Source organism: Oerskovia enterophila (assembly GCF_001692445.1).
GTDB classification, from domain to species: domain Bacteria; phylum Actinomycetota; class Actinomycetes; order Actinomycetales; family Cellulomonadaceae; genus Oerskovia; species Oerskovia enterophila.
In genome coordinates this window covers 34262-56082 of sequence record NZ_MAQA01000031.1, presented here as the reverse complement: position 1 = coordinate 56082, position 21821 = coordinate 34262, and the positions used below count along the sequence as shown (strand labels likewise).

The 21821-nt window shown below is 73.3% G+C and carries 20 protein-coding genes and 2 riboswitches; of the genes, 11 read left to right on the top strand and 9 right to left on the bottom strand.

Annotated features, from left to right (window positions below; all coding sequences use genetic code 11):
• Positions 1-188 precede the first annotated feature (188 nt).
• From purS to OERS_RS13160, 3 genes are all read left to right on the top strand, one after another.
• A complete protein-coding gene (gene purS, locus OERS_RS13170; RefSeq protein ID WP_056652540.1) occupies positions 189-461 on the top strand; it encodes a phosphoribosylformylglycinamidine synthase subunit PurS in 273 nt (90 codons plus the stop codon).
• Positions 461-1189: a phosphoribosylformylglycinamidine synthase subunit PurQ gene (gene purQ, locus OERS_RS13165; RefSeq protein ID WP_068626105.1), complete on the top strand. Its 729-nt coding sequence runs from the start codon at positions 461-463 to the stop codon at positions 1187-1189. The genes purS and purQ overlap by 1 nt, the downstream gene beginning before the upstream one ends.
• A gap of 115 nt (positions 1190-1304) precedes the next feature.
• Positions 1305-1586 (top strand): hypothetical protein, encoded by a 282-nt coding sequence (locus OERS_RS13160; RefSeq protein WP_056764641.1) that lies wholly within the window; start codon positions 1305-1307, stop codon positions 1584-1586.
• Positions 1587-1595: 9 nt separating this feature from the next.
• Here the strand turns inward: OERS_RS13160 and OERS_RS13155 are convergent, their stop codons facing one another.
• From OERS_RS13155 to OERS_RS13135, 5 genes are all read right to left on the bottom strand, one after another.
• Entirely contained in the window at positions 1596-2267 is a 672-nt protein-coding gene (locus tag OERS_RS13155) for a DUF1345 domain-containing protein (protein WP_083201447.1), read from the bottom strand.
• A gap of 117 nt (positions 2268-2384) precedes the next feature.
• A complete protein-coding gene (locus tag OERS_RS13150; protein WP_056764798.1) occupies positions 2385-3212 on the bottom strand; it encodes an MBL fold metallo-hydrolase in 828 nt (275 codons plus the stop codon).
• A 67-nt stretch (positions 3213-3279) separates the two neighbouring features.
• Entirely contained in the window at positions 3280-4326 is a 1047-nt protein-coding gene (locus tag OERS_RS13145; RefSeq protein ID WP_068626104.1) for an LLM class flavin-dependent oxidoreductase, read from the bottom strand.
• Between the two features lie 124 nt (positions 4327-4450).
• Positions 4451-5710 carry an O-succinylhomoserine sulfhydrylase gene (locus OERS_RS13140; RefSeq protein ID WP_068626114.1) on the bottom strand — a complete coding sequence of 420 codons (1260 nt, stop codon included), beginning with the start codon at positions 5708-5710 and terminating at the stop codon, positions 4451-4453.
• Positions 5711-5733: 23 nt separating this feature from the next.
• Positions 5734-6198, bottom strand: coding sequence for a rhodanese-like domain-containing protein (locus OERS_RS13135; protein ID WP_068626103.1), 465 nt, complete (start codon positions 6196-6198; stop codon positions 5734-5736).
• 6 nt (positions 6199-6204) lie between these two features.
• A riboswitch (SAM riboswitch) is annotated at positions 6205-6297 on the bottom strand.
• Between the two features lie 76 nt (positions 6298-6373).
• On the opposite strand from OERS_RS13135, the gene OERS_RS13130 reads away from it, so the two are divergent.
• The 3 genes from OERS_RS13130 to OERS_RS13120 all read left to right on the top strand — a co-directional run bounded on the left by OERS_RS13130 (position 6374) and on the right by OERS_RS13120 (position 9756).
• Positions 6374-7261 carry a phosphotransferase enzyme family protein gene (locus tag OERS_RS13130; RefSeq protein WP_083201446.1) on the top strand — a complete coding sequence of 296 codons (888 nt, stop codon included), beginning with the start codon at positions 6374-6376 and terminating at the stop codon, positions 7259-7261.
• Positions 7262-7341: 80 nt separating this feature from the next.
• A riboswitch (SAM riboswitch) is annotated at positions 7342-7456 on the top strand.
• A gap of 40 nt (positions 7457-7496) precedes the next feature.
• Positions 7497-8897, top strand: coding sequence for an aminotransferase class V-fold PLP-dependent enzyme (locus OERS_RS13125; protein WP_068626102.1), 1401 nt, complete (start codon positions 7497-7499; stop codon positions 8895-8897).
• 82 nt (positions 8898-8979) lie between these two features.
• Complete coding sequence (locus OERS_RS13120; protein WP_322788297.1) at positions 8980-9756, top strand: GNAT family N-acetyltransferase; 777 nt, start codon at positions 8980-8982, stop codon at positions 9754-9756.
• A gap of 66 nt (positions 9757-9822) precedes the next feature.
• On the opposite strand, the gene OERS_RS13115 is transcribed toward OERS_RS13120, so the two are convergent.
• Positions 9823-9999 (bottom strand): CsbD family protein, encoded by a 177-nt coding sequence (locus OERS_RS13115; RefSeq protein ID WP_056652525.1) that lies wholly within the window; start codon positions 9997-9999, stop codon positions 9823-9825.
• A 120-nt stretch (positions 10000-10119) separates the two neighbouring features.
• On the opposite strand from OERS_RS13115, the gene OERS_RS13110 reads away from it, so the two are divergent.
• The 3 genes from OERS_RS13110 to OERS_RS20710 all read left to right on the top strand — a co-directional run bounded on the left by OERS_RS13110 (position 10120) and on the right by OERS_RS20710 (position 14581).
• Positions 10120-10740, top strand: a complete 621-nt coding sequence (locus OERS_RS13110) for a GNAT family N-acetyltransferase (protein WP_068626100.1) — start codon at positions 10120-10122, stop codon at positions 10738-10740.
• 103 nt (positions 10741-10843) lie between these two features.
• Positions 10844-12337 carry a peptide MFS transporter gene (locus OERS_RS13105; protein ID WP_211268481.1) on the top strand — a complete coding sequence of 498 codons (1494 nt, stop codon included), beginning with the start codon at positions 10844-10846 and terminating at the stop codon, positions 12335-12337.
• A gap of 69 nt (positions 12338-12406) precedes the next feature.
• Positions 12407-14581 (top strand): CocE/NonD family hydrolase, encoded by a 2175-nt coding sequence (locus OERS_RS20710; RefSeq protein WP_139107829.1) that lies wholly within the window; start codon positions 12407-12409, stop codon positions 14579-14581.
• Positions 14582-14669: 88 nt separating this feature from the next.
• Here OERS_RS20710 and OERS_RS13095 read toward each other — a convergent pair whose 3' ends face one another.
• From OERS_RS13095 to OERS_RS13085, 3 genes are read right to left on the bottom strand one after another with little or no spacing between them, the layout of a single operon-like run.
• Positions 14670-15647 (bottom strand): MaoC/PaaZ C-terminal domain-containing protein, encoded by a 978-nt coding sequence (locus OERS_RS13095; protein WP_068626098.1) that lies wholly within the window; start codon positions 15645-15647, stop codon positions 14670-14672.
• Positions 15644-16996, bottom strand: coding sequence for a 3-oxoacyl-ACP reductase (locus OERS_RS13090; protein WP_068626097.1), 1353 nt, complete (start codon positions 16994-16996; stop codon positions 15644-15646). The genes OERS_RS13095 and OERS_RS13090 overlap by 4 nt, the downstream gene beginning before the upstream one ends.
• Positions 16997-17007: 11 nt before the next feature.
• The gene (locus tag OERS_RS13085; protein WP_082609001.1) at positions 17008-18459 is read right to left on the bottom strand and encodes an acetyl-CoA C-acetyltransferase; all 1452 of its coding nucleotides are present in this window, start codon (positions 18457-18459) and stop codon (positions 17008-17010) included.
• A 232-nt stretch (positions 18460-18691) separates the two neighbouring features.
• Here OERS_RS13085 and OERS_RS13080 point away from each other — a divergent pair, with 232 nt between their 5' ends.
• Positions 18692-19525, top strand: a complete 834-nt coding sequence (locus OERS_RS13080; protein ID WP_409365927.1) for a TetR/AcrR family transcriptional regulator — start codon at positions 18692-18694, stop codon at positions 19523-19525.
• 37 nt (positions 19526-19562) lie between these two features.
• Complete coding sequence (locus OERS_RS13075; RefSeq protein WP_068626096.1) at positions 19563-21749, top strand: acyl-CoA dehydrogenase family protein; 2187 nt, start codon at positions 19563-19565, stop codon at positions 21747-21749.
• Positions 21750-21821 lie beyond the last annotated feature (72 nt).

Sequence of the window (21821 nt, the reverse complement as noted above, 5' to 3'; positions counted from 1 at the left end):
CGCCCAGCCCGCACCCGCGCCCGCCGCCTGAGACGCGACCCTGCCCCGTGCGCGGCCCGGGTAAACTGGCCCCGGAATCCCCACCCACCGAGATCCGTGCGACCCGGTCGCCGCCCTCGCGGCGCGCCCCGAGCCTCGTGCGGACCTGTCCGAGCCGAGCGGCCGGACCAACTTCCCGAGGAGCTCCCGTGGGACGCGTAGTCGTCGAGGTCATGCCCAAGCCCGAGATCCTGGACCCGCAGGGCAAGGCCGTCGTCGGGGCGCTCCCGCGCCTGGGCTTCACCCAGTTCACCAGCGTGCGCCAGGGCAAGCGGTTCGAGCTCGAGGTCGAGGGTGACGTCACCCCCGAGGTGCTCGCCGCGGCCCGCGAGGCCGGCGAGAAGGTCCTGTCGAACCCGGTCATCGAGGACGTCGTCCTCGTCGCCGAGCTGACGGCCGAGCTGGGCGGGGAGAGCGCCTGATGAGCGCCCCCGCAGCGACCGGCCTGGCCACGGCCCGGATCGGTGTCATCACGTTCCCCGGCACGCTCGACGACCGGGACGCGGCCCGTGCCGTGCGCCTGGCCGGCGGCGAGCCCGTGTCCCTGTGGCACGCGGACGCGGACCTGCACGGGGTCGACGCGGTCGTGCTCCCGGGCGGCTTCTCGTACGGCGACTACCTTCGTGCCGGGGCGATCAGCCGCTTCGCGCCCGTCATGGACTCGCTCGTCGACGCGGCCAAGGGCGGCCTTCCCGTCCTGGGGATCTGCAACGGCTTCCAGATCCTCACCGAGGCGCACCTGCTGCCCGGCTCGATGATCAAGAACGACCACCTCGCGTTCATCTGCCGCGAGCAGACCATGGTCGTGGAGAACGCTGAGACGGCCTGGACGCGCGACTACACCGCGGGCCAGCGCATCACGGTGCCGCTCAAGAACCAGGACGGCCAGTTCGTCGCCGACGAGCGCACGCTCGACGAGCTCGAGGCCGAGGGTCGCGTGGTCTTCCGCTACGAGGGCTGGAACCCGAACGGGTCGCGCCGCGACATCGCGGGCATCTCGAACGCGGCGGGCAACGTCGTGGGTCTCATGCCGCACCCCGAGCACGCGGTCGAGGCCGGGTTCGGCCCCGCGAACGAGTCCGGGCCCCGTGCGGGCACCGACGGGCTGGGCTTCTTCACCTCGGTGCTGAGCACGCTCGTCCAGGCCTGACCGCAGCACCAGCACTGCCCGACGGCGGGGCTCACCCAGGAGGTGAGCCCCGCCGTCGGCATGTCACCCCGAGCGCTGCCGCGCGGCGAGAGCGCAACCCGCTACCCTTGGTCCCGTGCCCACCTTCTTGTCCGGTTCCTCCACGTTCGGCGCCTTCATGATCGACTGCCTCGCGTGGGTCGCCGGGGCGCTGGGCGCGGCTCCTGGACGGGTCGGGGCCATCGCCACGCGCGCCGAGGCAGTGATCACCGGGTGGGGCTGGACCGGCCCCGCCGGCGAGATGGCCGAGCGCATCGCGTACACCCCGCTACGGGTCGCCGTCGCCCTGTTCCTGGTCATGGCGGTCGCCGCGGTCGCGGCGCTCGTGTCGAGCGTCCTGACGCGCCGGGCCCGGTGACGCAGAGCCTCAGAGCCCTGCGACGAGGTTCACGACCGCACCGATGATCACGGTTCCGAACAAGTACGACAGCAACGCGTGGCCCAGCGCGGTCCGCCGGATCTCTCCCGACGTGACGTTGGTGTCGGAGATCGCGAAGCTCATCCCGACCGTGAACGCCACGTACAGGAAGTCGAGGTAGCGCGGCGGCTCGACCTGGTTGAAGTCGATCCCGCCGTCCTCGCCCGTGTAGTACTGACGGGCGTAGGCCAGCCCGAACAGGGTGTGGACCGCAGCCCACGAGACCGCGATGCAGGCCACGGCGAACACCGCGCTCACGGCCTGGGCGCTCTTCTTCTCGGGTGAGGCCAGCAGGAGGAGCGCGACCCCCACGAGGCTCGCGAGCGAGGCCGCGAGGATGAACAGGTGGGTCACGCGCCGGGACGGCTCCTCGCGGGTCGCGTGGCTCGCGGTCAGCCGCGCGTCCATGGGGGTCACGACGACCCAGGTCCAGGTCGTGAAGACGAGCGCGGCGATGCTCCAGCCGGCGAGGACCGCGAACCGGGGGTATCCCTGCGTGCCGAACCAGATCCCCGCGATGACCCCCAGGGCGACACCGGCGCCGAGGCGCACGGCAGGACCTGCGCCCAGGGCGTCGCGGCGGGCGGGGGACGTCGGGAGGTCCGGGATCGAGGGGGTCACGCGGTCAGTCAACCACCGGCCCCACGGCCCGTCGCGCCGGATCGGCGTCTCGGTCGCTCCGGCTCCAGCGTGCGGATCTGCTGCACCGTGCGCTGTGCGCTCGCCGTGCCCGTCGCGCTACGCGCGCTCGGCGAGGTACCGGAGCTGGGCGCGGACGCTCTGCCGGGCGGCCGGGAGCACCCCGGGTGCGACGGCGCCGTAGACGACCGCCGTGACCTGCTCGACGAGCCGGTCGGTCACGGGGTCTCCCGCGAGCCTCGCCGCGGCGAGGGCGGCGCGCACCTCGGCGAGCCGCCCCAGCCGGTGCTCGCGGTACGCCCGCACGACGGCGGACAGGTCGTCCAGGTGCGGGCCGTGCGCGGGCAGGACCGTCGCGGCCCCGAACGCCTCGAGCGCGTCGAGGCTCGTGAGGTAGTCGCTCAGCGAGCCGTCCGGCGCGGAGATCACCGTGGTGCCGCGCCCGAGGATCGTGTCGCCCGTCAGCACCGAGCCGCGCGGTCCGTCGTCCGGCAGGCGGAAGCTCAGGGAGTCGGCGGTGTGGCCCGGGGTCGCGACGACCTCGATCCGCAGCCCGGCCGCACGGAGGACCTCGCCCCCGTGCAGCGGTTCGGCCGTTCCCCCGTGCGCTGACCCGCCGAGCGGCCCGCCCCCCGCGGGGTGGCAGTGGACGGGGTCGGCCGCCCGGACGGGCGCCCCGGTGAGCTCGGCGAAGCGCGCCGCCCCTGCGGTGTGGTCCGCGTGCCGGTGGGTGACGAGGACCAGCTCGACGCGTGGCCCGTCGGCCAGGGCCGAGAGGTGAGCGACGTCGTCGGGCCCCGGGTCGACGACGACGCGCGTGCGCGCGCCGGGCGCGGCCAGGACGTAGGACCTGGTCCCGTCGAGCGTCATGGGTCCGGGGTTCGGGGCGAGCAGCACCGAGGCGTGGTCCGTGACGCGCACGGGCACGCCCGACGGCGCCGCGTCGGCGGGCGGTCGGGTGCGCTCTGGCCGCGTCGGGTTCACGGGACGGTCGTCAGGCGAGCGCGTCCGCGAGCAGCTCGAGCGTCTGCGTGCGGCCGGGCGTCGCGTCGAGCGACTCGTCGGCGCGGGACGCCGCGACGGGCACGACCATGACCTCGTCGACGCCGTGCCGGGCGGCCAGCTCGCGCACGCGACGCGCGGCAGCCTGGGGCTCGTCGACGATCCAGCGGTCGAGCATCTCGTCGGCCATCTGGGACGTGAGCCCGTCGAGCGGCGTCGACGCCGCGTCCTCGACCGTCTCCTGGGCGCCCAGCGGCTTGCCCGAGCGCAGGCGGGCCATCATGCGGGCCTGGGGCAGCGCGCGCGCACGGGCCTCGGCGAGCGTCGGGGCGACCGACACGTTGACCGTCAGGAACGTCTCCGGCGCCGGGTGCTCGGGCGACGGGCGGTAGCCGTCGCGGTAGAGCGCGAGGATCTCGTCGATGCCCTGACCCGAGAAGTGGTTGGCGAACACGTACGGCAGGCCGAGCTCGGCGGCCAGACGTGCCGAGTAGTCGCTCGACCCGAGCAGCCAGACGGTCGGCACGGACTCGGCGGCCGGGGTCGCGTGCACGTCGTAGACCTGGCCGCTCGTGAGGCGGACCGAGGCGCCCTCGGCGCTCATGAGCGAGCGGATGTCCTGGACGTGCTGGGGGAAGCGGTCGACGTCGGACGTGGGGCCGCTGCTGCGGAGCAGGGCCGTGACGACGGGGTCGCTGCCGGGCGCCCGGCCGATCCCCAGGTCGACGCGTCCCGGGGCCATGGCCTCGAGGACCGCGAACTGCTCGGCCACGACGAGCGGCGCGTGGTTGGGGAGCATGACGCCGCCCGAGCCGACGCGGATCCGTTCGGTCACCGTGGCGGCCGCCGCGATCATGACGGGCGGGGCGGACGCGGCGACCGCGGGCATGTTGTGGTGCTCGGCGAACCAGTAGCGCGTGAAGCCGAGGCGGTCGGCGAGGCGCACGAGGTCCAGGGACGCGGCGATGGCCTGGGAGCTGGACTGTCCCGAACGGACGGGGACGAGGTCGAGGACGGAGAGGCGCGGCGAGGTAGTCATCGCCAGGTCCAACCCCGGGAGGCGGTCAGGGTATTCCTGCTTGCTGTCGCTGGGTGCGGAGTACTCGTCGCCGTCCGGCCGGTCTCACGACGAGTACTCCGCACGCAGCGGTGGACCGCAGGCCTCAGCGCGCGGCGAGCGCCTGCTCGACGTCCTCGATCAGGTCGAGCGGGTCCTCGAGGCCGATCGACAGGCGCACGGTCGTCTCCGCGATCCCGACGGCGGCACGGCCCTCCGCGCCCAGCTTGCGGTGCGTCGTGGTCGCGGGGTGCGTGATGAGGGACTTGGCGTCGCCCAGGTTGTTGGAGATGTCCACGATCTGCAGGGCGTCGAGGAACTGGAACGTGCGCTTCTTGAGGAGCTCGGCGTCCGTGCCCGGGTCGTCGGCGCCGGGCACGTCGAGGTTGAACGTCACGACCGTCCCGCCGCCGCTCTGCTGGGCCTTGGCGAGCTCGACCTGGGGGTGCGAGGCGAGGAACGGGTAGCGCACGGCCGTGATGCCGGGCAGCTCCTCGAGCGCGGTCGCGACCTGGAGCGCCGCGGCGTTCTGGGCCTTGACGCGCACCGACAGGGTCTCGAGGCCCTTGACCAGGACCCACGCGTTGAACGCGCTGAGCGAGGGTCCGGTGTTGCGGATGAAGGTCTGGACCGGGCCCTTGACGTACTCCTCGGAGCCCAGGATCGCGCCGCCGAGCACGCGCCCCTGCCCGTCGATGTGCTTGGTCGCCGAGTACACGACGACGTCCGCACCGAGCTCGAGCGGCTTCTGCAGCACGGGGGTCGCGAACACGTTGTCGAGCACGACGACGGCCCCCGCCGCGTGCGCGAGGTCGCTCACGCGGCGCACGTCGATCACGTCCTGCATGGGGTTGGACGGGGTCTCGAAGAAGACGACGTCTGCAGGGGTCGACAGCGCTTCCTCCCACTGCGACAGCACGTGACCGTCGACGTAGTCGGTGCGCACGCCCCACTTGGCGAAGATCTCGTCGAAGATCACGAGCGACGAGCCGAACAGTGCGCGGGCCGCGACGATGCGCGACCCGGAACCGACCAGGGCCGCGAGCGACGTGAAGACCGCGGACATGCCCGACGCCGTGGCGTAGCAGGCCTCGGCGCCCTCGATGAGTCGCAGCCGCTCCTCGAACGTGTGCACGGTCGGGTTGCCGTAGCGCGAGTAGATGAAGCGGTCGACCTCGCCCGCGAAGGCGGCCTCTGCCTCGGCGGCGCTCCCGTAGACATAGCCCTGCGTGAGGAAGAGCGCCTCGCTCGTCTCCTCGAAGTCGGAGCGGGCGTGGCCGCCGCGCACCGCGAGGGTGTCGGGCCGCACCGAGCGGGGCAGCGGCCCGCGGCCCGAGCCGCCCGGGATCCCGGCGGGGATGCGCAGGACGCCGTCCCCGGTGCCGGCGCTCACGACTGCTTCCAGGGGAGGCCTGCTGCGCGCCAGCCGTCGGAACCACGGTGACCGGCGCCGTCGAGCGCTCCTTCGAAGCCTTCGAGCACGTTGTACGCGGGGCCCAGGCCGGCGGCGGTCGCGGCCTTGGCCGCGCCGATCGAACGGGCTCCCGAGCGGCACAGGAACACGACGGGGGTCTCGGGTGTCACGCCGGCCGCAGCGAGGTCCGTGACGAACGACGGGTTGGGTCGGCCGTCGAGCGTGACCCACTGGGTCAGGACCGGTTCGCGGCCCGTCGAGGACAGGTCGGGGACGCCGACGAAGCGCCACTCGGCGTCGGTGCGGACGTCGACGAGGACGGCGTGCGGGTCGGCCTGGAGAAGGGTCCACGCCTGCTGGGGCGTGATGTCGCCGGCGTAGCCGGCGGCGGGCCGGGCGTCGGGGACCGGTGCAGCGGTCGTGCGGTCGGGGGCACTCATGGTGATCCTCCATCGGTCGTGGCGGTAGCACCCTCGCCCGTCACCGGGGGGTTGCTGCGGCGTCATCGTGCCAAGTCACTCAGCCGCTCTGGATGGTTGCGTCGGATCGTACGTCACCGTGCCCACGGAGTGAAACGGGTGTCTCGCAGGGTGGGCAGGGGATAGGTTGCTGCGCATGGAGCACCCCGCGCGTCGCCACGAGGTAGAGGATTCCCGTCGAGACAGCGGGCTCGGGGCCTCTACCTCGACGCAAGCCCTCTACCTCACGGCAGGCGGTCGTGAGCAGAGCCCGCCCGAGGAGGTCCTGACCGGGGGCAACTCCTCGACCGTCGTGCGGAGCGGCGACACGGTCCGCCGGACCGCCGGGCCCTGGACGCCGACCGTCCACGCGCTCCTGCGCCACCTGCGCGCGCACGGCATCACCGAGGTGCCCGAGCCACTGGGGACCGACGAGCAGGGACGCGAGGTCCTGTCCTATCTCCCGGGCGACGTCGCGAACTACCCCCTTCCCCTGTGGGTCTGGGACGAGTCGGTGCTCCGTGACGCGGGCGCGCTGCTGCGGCGCGTGCACGACGGGAGCGTCGGTTTCCTCGCCGCGGGCGACGCGCCCGCGCCACCCATCTGGCAGAGCGCACCACACGAGCCCGCCGAGGTCGTGTGCCACAACGACGTCGCCCCGTACAACCTGGTCTTTCGCGACGGGGTCGTCGTCGGGCTCATCGACTTCGATACCGCGAGCCCCGGCCCCCGGATCTGGGACCTGGCTTACCTCGGCTACCGGCTGGCGCCCTTCGTGGCGGACGCCGCGGGCGAGGACGGGAGCGACGTCGTCGGGCGCCTGGATCCTCTCGCGCGCCTCGACGCGCTGGTCGCGGCCTACGGGCTGCCCTTCTCGCGACGCGAGGTCCTGACCGCGATGGTCGCCCGCCTCGAGGAGATCGCGGACTTCACCGACGGCCGTGCGGAGCAGACGGCCCGGTCCGACTTCCGTCGGCACGCGGCCATGTACCGGGCCGACGCGCGGCGCGTCGCGGCCCTGGCAGAGGACGCTCCGACCGCCTGACAGGCACCCTCTGCCCACCATCCGAGACGCCGTGCCCACCGGTTGACACGCTCTGCGGGCCTCGCCCATCCTTGACACCAGGTCATGAGTGCCAGCGCAAAACCCCGGTTTGCTGGCCGGCAACCCTCCTCCGCGGCGGGGTGCCCCGGGTGACGACCAGGTCCCTCTCTACAAGGAGGGGGGCAAGCGCGGAGGGGCCGCAGGGCGAACTCCGACGACCACCGGAGGACGTGCCATGAGCGCACACGCAGTCATCGAAGCCCCTACCTCGTGTGCCGTGCTGCCCGTCGTGGGCAGCGACACCCTGGTCCCCCTCGTCGACGGGCGCAGCGTCCCGTACGCCAACCTCGACGTCGCGGCGTCGGCCCCGGCGCTGCAGGTCGTGGCCGACCGCGTCAACGAGGTCCTGCCGCTCTACGCGAGCGTGCACCGCGGCGCGGGCTACCTGTCTCAGGTGTCGACCGCGCTCTACGAGGCCGCGCGCCAGACCGTCGGCGCGTTCGTCGGCGCCCGCGAGGACGACGTCACGATCGTCACGCGCAACACCACGGACTCGCTCAACCTGCTCGCGGGCTGCGTCCCGTCCCAGGCCGACGGTTCGCCGGGCCGTGTGCTCGTGCTGGACGTCGAGCACCACGCGAACCTCCTGCCGTGGCAGCGCACGGGCGGGGCCACGGTCCTGGTCGGCGGTGCGACGGTCGCCGAGACCCTGTCCGGGCTGCGCGCAGAGCTGTCGCGCTTCCCGTACGCGCTCGTCGCGATCACGGGGGCCTCGAACGTCACGGGCGAGTCGCTGCCGCTCGCCGAGGTCGTCGCCGCGGCGCACGACGCCGGAGCGCGGGTCCTGCTCGACGGCGCCCAGCTCGTCCCGCACCGGGGCGTCTCGCTCGCCGCGAGCGACGTGGACTACGTCGCGTTCTCGGGCCACAAGACCTACGCGCCGTTCGGTGCGGGCGCGCTCGTGGGGCGCCGTGACTGGCTCGACGCCGGCACGCCCTATCTCGCCGGGGGCGGCGCGGTGCGCAACGTGACGCTCGAGGGCACCACGTGGCAGAGCGCCCCGGCGCGGCACGAGGCCGGGTCGCCCAACGTGATCGGCGCGGTCGCGCTCGCCTCGGCGTGCGACGCGCTCGCGGCGCTCGAGCCGGGCGTGCTGGTCGCGCACGAGACCGAGCTGCGTGCCCGTCTCGTCGACGGGCTCGAGGAGATCGACGGCGTGCGCGTCGTCCGCGCCTGGGCCGACGCCGTGGACCCCGTGGGCGTCGTGACCTTCTCGGTCGACGGCCACGACGCGGGCCTCGTCGCGTCCTACCTGTCGGCCGAGCACGGCATCGGCGTGCGTGACGGCCGGTTCTGCGCGCACCCGCTCCTGGCCCGCCTGGGCTTCCCGGCCGGTGCCATCCGGGCGTCGATCGGCGTGGGCACCACGGGCGAGGAGATCGAGCGCCTGATCGCGGCGCTGCGCGCCTACGTCGGCGAGGGGGCCAAGGCTCGGTACGAGGTCGTCGACGGCTGCTGGGTCGTGAGCGACGACCCTCGTCCGCTGCTCCAGGTCGCAGGGCTCTCCGGGCTGTTCGCGACCGCCGCGGTCGGCAACATCACGGCCGCCGTGGGGTGCGGTCCGGCCCCAGCCTGACGAGCCCTCTGACCTGCGGAGACGCTCCTCGGGACACAACGTTCACCCGTGCGTCACCTCGCCGTCCACGAAGGACCGCTCCGTGGTCTTGGCGGCGACGCCCGCGTGTGTTCTGATATGCGCTGTGCAGCACGATGTCGTCCTGGAAGGCCACGGGTTCCGCCTCGAACCCCTGGCTGTCGCGCACGCCGGTGCGCTGGCTCAGATCGTCGATCCGACGATGTGGGCGGGTATGAGTACGACCCTCCCTGCGGGGGAGGTCGGGATGGTGAACTTCATCGAGGACACTCGGGCTACCCGGGCGCTGACGGCCTTCGCCGTCGTCGACGCGGGCTCGGGTCTCGTGGTGGGGAGCACCGCTTTCCGTGACCTGTCGCTCGACGACAGGCGCGTGGAGATCGGGCGGACCTTCTACGCCCGTTCCACGTGGGGGAGCCTCGTGAACCCGGTCTCGAAATGGTTGCTGCTCCGACATGCGTTCGAGTCGTGGGACGTGCACCGCGTGGGCTTCCGGGTGGACGCGCGCAACTCGCGCTCGCTCGCCGCGATGCGTCGCCTCGGCGCGTACGAGGAGGGCGTCATGCGAGGTCATCGCACGGCCCCCGACGGCACGCGTGCCGACTCGGTGTGCTTCTCGATCCTCGCGCACGAGTGGGCGGGCGTCGAGCTCGGCCTGCTCGCGCGGATCACGAGCCCGCGGATCGTCCCGGTGCTCGGCCCCGTCGAGATGTCCGCCGCCGGCGAGCCCGTGACCACGCCGCTCCTGTCGGTCGTCCCGCCCGTCGCGGACCACGTCGCCGAGGCGGCCGGTCAGGCCGTCGGCTCGGTCACGGCCCTGCCGCCCGCCGTCGCCCTCTGAGAACTTCCCCCGTCCACGGCGACGCCCCGGGACCCGTATGGGTCCCGGGGCGTCCTTCGTCTGCGGTCAGTCCTTCGTGAAGGCGTCCTTGACGTCGTCACCGGCCTGCTTGACGTTGGCCTTCGCCTGGTCGGCGTGGCCCTCGGCCTCGAGCTTCTCGTTGCCGGTCGCCTTGCCGGCGCCTTCCTTGACCTTGCCCTTGGCCTCTTCGGCACCGTGCTTGATCTTGTCTCCCAGTCCCATGGGGTTCCTCCCTCGGTGGTGGTTGGTTCGTCTCGACCGTAGGCAGGCCCCCGGGCGGCTCGCATCTCGGGGGACGGGCGGTTCACAAGATCCTCACGTCCTGTCCGGCAGGATGACCGCATGGAGAACGTCACGGTCCTGGAAGGGTTCGGGCTGCGCCTCGAGCCGCTCGGCGAGCAGCACGCGCCCGAGCTGGGGGCGTTCGTCGACGACGCCCTGTGGGCAGGGATGTCGTCGCCCACGCCGCGCGGGACGCCCGCCATGTCCGCCTACGTGCGCGACGCGGTGGCGGCGCCGGGGCGCCTGGCGTGGGCCGTCGTCGGGCCGCGTGTCCCCGGCGAGGGGCCCGACGGCGCCACGTCCGTCCGCGGCAGCACCTCGCTCTACGAGTGGTCGCCCTCGCAGGGCCGCGTCGAGCTCGGCTCGACCTTCTACGACCGTCCCTGGTGGGGCGGCGTGACCAACCCGGCGTGCAAGTACCTGCTGCTGCGGCACGCGTTCGAGGTGCTCGACGTCGAACGCGTCGCTCTGCGGGCCGACGCGCGCAACTCCCGCTCGATCGCGGCGATCCAGCGCCTCGGCGCCGTACCCGAGGGGGTGCTGCGCAGCCACCGCGTCGCGCCCGACGGGTCGCGCGGCGACACGGCCTACTTCTCGGTCCTCGCCGACGAGTGGCCGGCCGTCCGGGACGGCCTGCTCGACCGGCTCGCGCGGCTGGAGGGCCTCGACCGGGTCGTCTGACGGCGCCACCGGGGCGTCCCTGTGGCCTCGGGCGACGAACCTGCCTAGGTTGGAAGGATGCCTCCGCGAGCCTGCGGAGGGCGCACCGACCGCTGGAGGGCTGTTGACGACCGAGGACGCACGACCGGCAGGACCCGCGGTCGACCCGGACGACAGAGCCTTCTTCGGGCACCCGCGAGGCCTGTCGACCCTGTTCGGCCTCGAGGTCTGGGAGCGGTTCTCGTTCCTCGGGATGCAGGCCATCCTCGTGCTGTTCTTCACCGCGACCGTCGCGGACGACGGGCTCGGTATGGAGGCCGGGCAGGCCGCCTCGATCGCGGCCGGCTACGGGACCATGGTCTACCTGGTCTCGGTCGGGGGCGGGTGGATCGCGGACCGGGTCCTGGGCTCGTACCGCGCGGTCCTGTGGGGCGGGATCCTCATCGCGTGCGGGCACTACACCATGGCGATCCCCGCCGAGCTCTCGACGTGGCTCGGCCTGGTCCTCATCAGCCTGGGTACGGGGCTGCTCAAGCCCAACGTGTCGACCCTCGTGGGCAAGCTCTACTCGACCACCGACGAGCGCCGGGACGCGGGGTTCGCGCTCTACTACATGGGCATCAACGTCGGGGCGTTCTTCGGTCCTCTCGTCACGGGGTGGCTCGGCGCCGACGTCGGCTGGCACTGGGGGTTCTCTGCCGCCGCGATCGGCATGACCGCGGGAGTGGTCCAGTACGTCGTGGGACGCAGGCACATCCCGGGCCACGGGCGCGGCCCCGAGGCGCCCCTGCCTCCGGCCGTGATGCGCCGGACCCTGTGGATCCTGGGAGGGGTCGCGGCCGGGGTGGTGATCCTCGCCGTCGGGCTCGCGCTCGTGGGACGCCTCAGCATCGCGGGCGTCGTCGACGCGCTGACCGTGGTCGCCATGGCCGCCCCGATCGTCTACTTCACCGTCATGTTCCGCAGCCCCCGCGTGACGGGCGAGGAACGCGGCCGGCTCCGGCCGTTCCTCGTGCTGTGGTTCGCGTCGGTCGCGTTCAACTTCGTGCTGTTCCAGGCGTACAGCGTCCTGATCCTGCTGGCCGACCAGCACGTCGAGCGCACGATCTTCGGGTGGCAGGCCCCCGCGGCCTGGTTCAGCTCGTTCCTGGGCGGCGTCGAGGTGCTCGTCGCGCCCGTGGTCGCGGCGCTGTGGACCTGGCTCGGGCCCCGGCAGCCGCACGCGTCCAAGAAGATCGCGATCGGCGCGCTGCTCGGCGGCCTGTCCTACCTGGTCCTCGTGCCCGCCGTGACGGGGCAGAGCGGCGACTGGAAGATCGCCGTGTGGTGGCTCCTGGCCTCGCTCCTGCTGCTGGGGCTCGGTGACGTGCTGCTCCAGACGACGGGCTTGTCCGCGACGACCAAGCTCGCCCCCGCGGCGTTCTCGAGCCAGTCGATGGCCGTGTGGTTCCTGTCGATCGCGCTCGCGAACGGCATCCAGGCGCAGACCGTCCGGTTCTACGGCGAGATCCCCGACGGCCTCTACTTCACGCTCAACGGCGCGGTCGCGGTGCTCGTCGCGGTCGTCGTCCTGGTCCTCTCGCCCTGGATGAGACGAACCATGCACCCCGTCCACTGACCGGTGCGCGCCACCGGCAGCACCCGAACGACTGCACCACCCGCACCACCCAGCACCGGAGGAATGACCATGCGGTACGTGACCGAGCTCCCGTTCGAGACCACGGTCGAGGACCACTGGATACCCCTCGCCGACGGGACGCGCCTCGCCGCGCGCGTCTGGCGACCGGTCGACCCCACGCCCGTCCCCGCGATCCTGGAGTACCTGCCCTACCGGCTGTCCGACTGGACCGCACCGCGCGACGCGCAGCGCCACCCGTACTACGCGGGCCACGGGTACGCGTCGGTGCGCGTCGACATCCGCGGCAGCGGGAACTCGGACGGCCACCAGGACGACGAGTACTCCCCGACCGAGCTCGCCGACGGCGTCGCGGTCGTCGAGTGGCTCGCCGCGCAGGAGTGGTGCAGCGGCAAGGTCGGGATGTTCGGCATCTCGTGGGGAGGGTTCAACGCCCTGCAGGTCGCGGCCCTCGCGCCCGAGGCGCTCGCGGCGATCGTCACGGTGTGCTCGACCGACGACCGGTACGACAACGACGTGCACTACACGGGCGGATCGGTCCTCGCGGTCGACATGCACGCGTGGGCCGCGACCATGCTCGCGTTCTGCTCCCGGCCCCCGGACCCGGCCGTCGTGGGCGACCGGTGGAAGGAGCAGTGGCTCGACCGCCTCGAGCGCACCGAGCCGTTCGTCCACACCTGGCTCGACCACCAGACGCGCGACGACTACTGGCGCCACGGCAGCGTGATCGAGGACTACTCGGCGATCAAGGCCGCGGTGCTCGCGGTCGGCGGGTGGAACGACCCCTACCGCGACACGGTCCTGCGGCTCGTGGCCGCGGGCGACGCGACGGCCGACGGCGACCGCGCCCTGGGTGGCCCGGTCCGCGGCATCGTCGGTCCCTGGTCGCACCAGTACCCCGACCGCGGCCTGCCGCCGGGTCCCTCGATCGGCTTCCTCCAGGAGACCCTGCGCTGGTGGGACCAGTTCCTCAAGGACGAGGACACGGGCGCCCTCGACGAGCCGGCGCTGCGCGCATGGGTCACCGAGTCAGTGCCTCCCGCCACGGTCTACGACGAGCTGCCCGGGCGCTGGGTCGGGGAGGAGCGGTGGCCGTCCCCGCACGTCCGGCCGACGGTCCTCCCGTTCGCGGGAGCGCCTGGCGGCACCGACGACGTCGACGACGCAGCGGTCGCCACCGTGCTGCGCACGACCGCCCCGCTCGTCACGCACCTTCCCGCCCGCCCGGGCCCTGCGAGCGGTGGGCCGGCCGCCCCGGCGGTCGTGCCGCCGTCGTGCCTCGTGGCCTCTCCCCAGCACACCGGGATCGACGCGGGCCGCTTCTTCCCGTTCGGGAACGACGCGGACCTGCCGCCCGACCAGCGCGAGGAGGACGGGCGGTCCGTGTGCTTCGACTCGCCGCCGCTCACCCAGCGGCTCGAGATCCTGGGTCGTGCACGGGTCCGCCTGCGCCTGTCGTGCGCGGGCGACAAGGGGCAGGTCGTGGCACGGCTGTGCGACGTGGGCCCCGACGGCTCCTCGACGCTCGTGACCCGTGGCGTGCTCAACCTGTCGGCCCGCGAGGGGCGCGACCGCGTCGTCCCCTGGGAGCCCGGCGCGACGCACGACGTGACGTTCGAGCTCAGCGGGGTGGGGTACGCGCTCGCTCCCGGGCACCGGCTCCGGCTCGCGCTCTCCTCGGCGTACTGGCCGTGGGTGTGGCCGCAGCCGGGCGGAGCTGCGCTCGCGGTCGCGCCCGCGGGCAGCTCGCTCGAGCTCCCGCTGCACGACGGCGCAGCTCCCGGCGGGCACCCGGTCGTCACCTTCGAGGAGCCGGAGCAGGCGCCCCCGCTCGGCGTCGTCTACCCGGAGGACGCGGACCAGCGGCCCGAGCGACGCGTCGTGCGCGACGTCGCGGCCGACGAGTGGCTCCTGGAGGTGGACCCGAGGTACGGCGGGACGCGCATCTACCCCGACGGCCTCGAGTTCACCGAGGACGCGCTCGAGCGCTACTGGATCGGGCGCGACCCGCTGAGCGCACGCACGCGTTCCGACTGGAGCGTGCGGCTGCGTCGACCCGGTGCCACGCCGTCCGACCTCGCGTGGGACGCGAGCGTCGTGACGCGCTCGGAGATCTCGTGCGACGCCGAGTTCTTCCACACCGACGACGAGGTCGTGGCGCGCGACGGCGAGGACGTGGTGTTCGAACGTCGGTGGCGGCGCAGCATCCGGCGGACCGCGGGGTGAACGCTCCTGCCGAGACGTGAGCAGATGCCCCTGATCTGACCCGATCAGGGGCATCTGCTCACTTCTCGGCGAGCGGCGGGAGCAGCGCTCAGCGCGGCGTGACCGTCCCGCTGAGGTGCCGCCTGCCGCTCTTCCCGTTCCAGCCCACGTACGTGAACCCGCCCGGGTGAGCGTCGTCGTCGGGCGCCCGGGTGATGGCGACCTGGACCGTGCCCGGGACCAGGACGGGCGCGGCGAACTCGACCGTCCAGTCGTAGGCGTCACCGCGTGCCGCGCCGACCTCGGCCAGCGCGCGTGCAGCCGTGTACATGCCGTGCGCGATGGTCCGCGGGAACCCGAACGCCTTGGCGCCCAGGACCGAGGTGTGGATGGGGTTGCGGTCGCCCGAGATCGCGCCGTACGCGCGCCCGATCCCGCTGCCGAGCTCCCAGCGTGCCGTCGGGACCGGCGGCACGAACTCCTCGCGCGACGCCTCCTCGGTCCGCTGAGGGGGCGCCTCCTCCTCTGACGGCAGGCCGAACCCCTTGGCCAGGTACGTCGAGACGCCGCGGTACGCGAGCTCGCCGCCAGTGCTGACCTCGGTCACGAGGTCCACCTGGACCCCGCGCCGGTGCGCGCGCAGGTCCTCGGCCGTCGCGCGGACCTCGAGCACGTCGCCGACGCGCACGGGACGGTGCACCGAGACCGCGTTCGACACGTGCACGAGCCCCAGCAGCGGCAGCGGGAAGTCGCCGCGCACCATGAGCGCGGTCGCGAGCGGGAACGCGAGCACGTGCAGGTACCCCGCGGGCAGCGTGTCGCACACGCGCTCGCCGATCAGGCGCTGGTACTCGGTCAGGTGCTCGGTCACGCCCGCGGTCGGGACGTCGGCGACGCGGTAGACGACGTCGGGCAGGACGACGTCCCGCGGCCCGGGCAGGACGCGCCCCACGGGGGAGCGCGTCACGGCGATCCGGCCCGACGACGCCACGCCCTTCGCGTACAGACCGCCGAGCCCCGGCAACGAGGGCAGCGTGACGAGACGCGGGTTGCGGCGCTCCGGGGCCCCCTGCGCGGCGGCCGTCACGCGCCCACCAGGCTCTGGCCGCACACGCGCAGCACCTGACCGTTGACGCCGCCCGCCGCGGGGGAGGCGAGGAAGGCGATGGCCTCCGCGACGTCGACGGGCAGGCCACCCTGCTGGAGCGAGGAGACGCGACGGGCCATCTCGCGCTGGACGAGCGGGATCGAGGCCGTCATGTCGGTCTCGATGAACCCGGGCGCTACCGCGTTGGCCGAGCCGCCGAGCGGGGCCAGGAGGCGGGCCGTCGCGCGCGTGTGCCCGATGACCCCGGCCTTGGAGGCACCGTAGTTCGTCTGCCCGCGGTTGCCCGCGATGCCGCTCGTCGAGGCGAGCGAGACGATGTGCGGGGCCTCGGAGAAGCCGTTCGCGCCCAGCAGGTACTCGTTGATCCGCAGCTGCGAGAGCAGGTTGACCGCGATCACGGCGTCCCACTTGTCGGGGGACATGTTGGCGAGGAGCTTGTCGCGCAGGATCCCGGCGTTGTGGACCAGGACGTGCAGGCCGCCGTGGCGGGTCCGTGCGTGCTCGAGGATGCGGGCGCCTGCGTCCTCGGCCGTGACGTCGAGCTGGAGTGCCGTGCCCTTGATCTCGTTGGCGACCTTGGCGAGCGACTCGCCGGCCGCGGGGACGTCGACCACGACGACCGTCGCGCCGTCGCGGGCCAGGGTCCGGGCGATCGCGGCCCCGATCCCGCGGGCCGCGCCCGTCACGACCGCGACGCGGCCCGCGAGGGGTCGGTCCCAGTCGGGCGTCGCCCCGGTCGGGGCCGGACCCACGTGGAGCAGCTGGCCGTCGACGAACGCCGACCTCGCCGAGAGGAAGAAGCGCAGCGTGGCCAGGGCCGACGTGCTGTCGGGGGCGGCGTCCTCGGTGAGCTGGATGCCGTTCGCCGTGGAACCTGCGCGCAGCTCCTTGGCGAGCGAGCGCAGGAACCCGTCGACGCCCTGGCGGGTCGCCGCGAGCAGGGGCGTGTCGTCGTCGGACGGCGCGCGCGAGACGGTCACGACGCGGCCTCCGGGCGCGAGCTGACGCAGGTTCGCGCCCAGCTCGAGGACGGGGGCCGAGAAGTCGGCGGGGCTCGTCGCGCCCGTCAGGACGACGACGATCGCGCCCCAGCGGGTCTCGGCGCCGTTCGCGTTCTGCCGCACGTCGAGGTCCCAGCCGAGCAGGGCCTGGGCGACCGCGGTCGTGTCGGCGGCCGAGCCGGGCTCGCCGATCACGAGCACGGGGCCCGGGACGAGCGGGTCGCCCGCGCGGTAGCGGCGCAGGACCGCGGGCCGGGGCAGGCCGAGCTTCGTGGCGAGCGTCTTGGTGAAGCCGGAGTTCACCGCGGACAGGTACTTGTCGGTCATGGCGGGGTCCCTCAGCTCTCGGTGCTCTGCGCGGGCGTGGTGGACAGGTCGTCGGCGCTCTCGAGGATCGCGGCGAGGCCCAGGCCTCCGGCCGCGCAGATCGAGATGAGCGCCCGTGCCGGGCGGCCCGTCTCCGCAGCCTTCTGCGCGACGAGCTTCGCGGCCGTGGCGACGATGCGCCCGCCCGTCGCGGCGAACGGGTGCCCCGCGGCGAGCGACGAGCCGTTGACGTTGAGCCGCGAGCGGTCGATCGAGCCCAGGGCGCCGTCGAGGCCGAGCTCGGTGCGGCAGTAGTCGTCGTCCTCCCACGCGGCGAGCGTGGTCAGGACCGTCGAGGCGAAGGCCTCGTGGATCTCGTAGACGTCGAAGTCCTCGAGCGTGAGGCCGTTGCGGGCGAGCAGGCGGGGGACCGCGTGGGCAGGGGCCATGAGCAGGCCCTCGTGGCCGTGCACGTAGTCGACGGCCGCGGACTCGGCGTCGACCACGCGGGCCAGGACGGGCAGGTCGTGCTCTGCGGCCCACTCGCGCGAGCCGAGCAGGACGACCGAGGCGCCGTCGGTCAGAGGGGTCGAGTTGCCGGCGGTCATGGTGGGGCCCACCGGCTGAGCGGGTCCGGCGTCTCCGCCCGCCGCGGCCCCGTGCGTGGGCGCGCTCGGAGTGAGGTGCTTGCCGAACACGGGCTTGAGGGACGCGAGCTTCTCGGCCGACGAGTCGGCGCGCATGTTCTGGTCCTGCGTGAGGCCGCGGAACGGGGTCACGAGGTCGTCGAAGAACCCGGCCTGCCACGCGGCGGCGAGGTGCAGGTGGCTGTTCAGGGCGACCTCGTCCTGCGCCTCGCGCGTGATGCCCCACGCGGCGGTCGTGATCGCCTGGTGCTCGCCCATCGACAGGCCCGTGCGGGGCTCGCCCGTGCTGGGGGTCGACGGCGCCAGGTCGCCGGGGCGCACCGAGGCGAACGCCTTGAGGCGCGCGCCCAGGGTCTTGGCGTGGCTGGCCTTGAGCAGCGCCTTGCGCAGCCCCTCGCTGACGGCGATGGGGGCGTCGGACACCGTGTCGGAGCCGCCCGCGATGCCCGACTCGATCTGCCCGAGGCGGATCTTGTTGGACACCGTCACGACGGCCTCGAGGCCCGTGGCGCACGCCTGCTGGAGGTCGAACGCGGGGGTCTGCGGCGAGAGCGACGAGCCCAGGACCGACTCGCGGACCAGGTTGAAGTCGCGCGAGTGCTTGAGCACCGCGCCGCCGACGACCTCGCCCAGGCGCTCGCCCTGGAGGCCGTAGCGGGCCACGAGCCCCTCGAGGGCGGCCGTGAACATGTCCTGGTTGCTGGCTCCCGTGTACTTCCCGCCGGCACGCGCGAACGGGATGCGGTTGCCGCCCAGGACGTAGGCGTCGCGGAGGGCCGGGGGCTGCTGGGCGGAGCTGGGTGTGGGGGTGGGCTGCTGCGTCTTCCGGATGGCCACTTCGGCTGCTCTCTCTCGCTTCGTTGCTGAGGGTCTCGGACCGCGGGCGCGATCCACGCGGTGTCCAAGACCCACAGTACCTGATACTCTCGGTATCGTGAGGCGGGTCACACCCTTCACTCCCTGTGCCCGGCGTTCCCGCCAGGGTAGGACGCCGTCGTGAGGACCACTCGCGGACCGACGGACGGACGACCAGGGACGACACCGACGTCGGGCACCTCTGGAGGACTGTGTGATCAACGGCGACACGAACGGCAGGACCGGGCGACCGCGGACCGCCGTGCTCCACCGTGCCCCTGGCCGCACCCCCGCACCTGCTCCCGCTCCCGTCGTGGACGGACGCTCGACCCGGTGGGACGACCACCGGGCGATCCGCCGCGCCGAGCTCGTGCACGCGGCGCGCAAGGCCGTCCACAAGGGCGGCCCCGGGGTGTCCATGGACGAGATCGCGGCGGCCTCGGGCACGTCCAAGTCGATCATCTACCGCTACTTCGAGGACAAGACCGGCCTGCAGATCGCGATCGGGGCCTCGGTCGTCGGGCAGATGCACGACGCCCTGACGCAGGCCGCGGAGTCCGCCGAGACGCCGCGCCGGGCGCTGCGCGCCATGGTCGGCGTCTACCTCGAGATGATCGCGAGCTCGCCCAACGTCTACTACTTCGTGACCCGCACGGGCGCGATCGCCGGCACCGACGGCACCGCGCGCACGGCCTCCGCGCCCCTCGCGGCGTTCCTCGACTCGGTGACCGAGCTGGTCGCCCAGCCCTTCACGCGCGCGGCCGACGTCACGCCCGCCGACGCCGCGGCCTGGGCCGCGGGCGCCGTCGGGTTCGTGCGCGGCGCGGGCGAGTGGTGGCTCGGCCACCACGACGACCCCGACACCCCGGACCGCGACGAGCTCACCGAGCGGGTCGCAGCCTGGCTGTGGGGCGGCCCCGTGGGCGTCATGGCCCGTGGTCGGGGCGCGGCCGCCGCGGGCGACGCTGCACCCGCCGCTCGTGGCGACGCCCCGGACGGCGTGGCCGCCCCGGACGGCGTGGCCGCCCCCTCCACCGACGACCTCTGATCCTTCTCATGGCTACCACCGGCACACAGGAGTCCCGATGACCACCACCTCTGACCGCACCGCCGCCCGCGACACCCAGCGGGGCGACGGCGCAGCGACCTCCACGTCCATCCCCGCCGCAGGCGTCACACCCCCGATGCCCGAGGGCGAGGTCCGTGTCGACGTGGCCGACCTCTCGCACCAGCTCCTGGGCCGCTGGGCCGACCTGCGCGCCAAGGCGCGCGCGACCGCGGGCGAGGAGCGGTTCCAGCGCATCGAGGGGCTCTCGCTCACCGAGCACCGCGAGCGCGTCATGGACCAGGTCAAGCAGCTCGTCGAGATCGGGCAGGTGCACCGCGGGTTCCCGACGCGCCTCGGCGGGCAGGACGACGCCGGCGGCAACCTCGCCGGGTTCGAGGAGCTCGTCGCGGCGGACCCCTCGCTCCAGATCAAGGCGGGCGTCCAGTGGGGCCTGTTCGCCGCGGCGATCCTGCACCTCGGCACGCCCGAGCAGCAGGACCGCCTGCTCCCGGCCGCGATGGACGCCTCGGTGCCCGGTGCGTTCGCCATGACCGAGACAGGCCACGGCTCGGACGTCGCCTCGATCGCGACGACCGCGACGTTCGACCCGGCGACGCAGGAGTTCGTCGTCCACACCCCGTTCCGCGGGGCCTGGAAGGACTACCTCGGCAACGCGGCGGTCAACGGCACGGCGGCGGTCATCTTCGCGCAGCTCGTGACGAACGGCGTCAACCACGGCGTCCACGCGTTCTACGCGCCCATCCGTGAGACCACGCCCGACGGCGGCGCGGGGGCCTTTCTGCCCGGCGTCGGCGGGGAGGACGACGGGCTCAAGGGCGGGCTCAACGGGATCGACAACGGTCGCCTGCACTTCACGCACGTCCGGGTCCCGCGCGAGAACCTCCTGGCCCGCTACGGACAGGTCGCCGAGGACGGCACGTACACCTCGCCGATCGACAGCCCCGGGCGTCGCTTCTTCACGATGCTCGGCTCGCTCGTCCAGGGCCGCGTCTCGCTCGACGGCGCCGCGATCACCGCGTCGAAGCTGGGCCTCGCGACCGCGGTGACCTACGGCAACCAGCGCCGTCAGTTCAACGCGGCCTCGCCCGTCGACGAGGTCGTGATCCTCGACTACGGCACGCACCAGCGTCGCCTGATCCCGCGCATCGCGCAGACGTACGCGATGCACTTCGCGCACGACCGCCTGCTCGACCTGTTCGACCTGGTGTTCTCGGGCGAGAACGACACGCCCGAGTCGCGCGAGGACCTCGAGACCATGGCGGCCTCGCTCAAGCCGATGAGCACGTGGTTCGCGCTCGACACCCTCCAGGAGGCGCGCGAGGCCTGCGGCGGCGCAGGGTTCCTCACCGAGAACCGGATCACGAGCCTGCGCGCAGACATGGACGTGTACGTGACGTTCGAGGGCGACAACACCGTGCTGCTCCAGCTCGTCGCCAAGCGGCTCCTGGCCGACTACGGCAAGGAGTTCAAGGACATCTCGCCCGGGCAGATGGCCCGGTTCGTGGTCGAGCAGGCCGCCGATGCCGCGCTGCACCGCACGCCGCTCAAGCGCGCCGCGCAGACCATCGCGGACGTGGGCGACCCGCGCCGTGCCGCCGGGCACCTCAAGGACGTCGGGAACCAGCGCGAGCTGCTGACAGACCGCGTCGAGACCATGGTCGCCGACGTCGCCACCGCCCTGCGCCCCGCGCAGAAGGCCACCCCGGAGAAGGCCGCCGAGCTCTTCAACGAGCACCAGTACGAGCTCATCGAGATGGCGAAGGCGCACGCCGACCTGCTGCACTGGGAGGCGTTCACGCAGGCCCTCGAGACCATCGAGGACGCGGGCACCCGCCAGGTCCTCACGTGGGTCCGCGACCTGTTCGGGCTCACGGTCATCGAGCGCAACCTCGCCTGGTACCTGATCAACGGGCGCCTGTCCGCGCAGCGTGCCCGCACGGTCACGGGCTACATCGACCGCCTCGTCGCACGCCTGCGCCCCCACGCCCAGGACCTGGTCGACGCCTGGGGCTACGGCCCCGAGCACCTGCGCGCCAAGATCGCGTCGGGAGCCGAGCAGGTGCGTCAGGACGAGGCCCGCGAGTACTACCGGCAGCTGCGGGCCAGCGGCGACGAGCCCGTGAGCGAGAAGTCGATCAAGGCGCGCGAGAAGGCCGCGGCCAAGGCGGCGGCACGGGGCGGGTCGAAGATCGCGAGGCGCTGACGGCACGCGGGGCTGGCTGTCCGTGCCGAGCACGAGGTTGCGGTCGTTATCCGGTCGATAGTGGCCGCAACC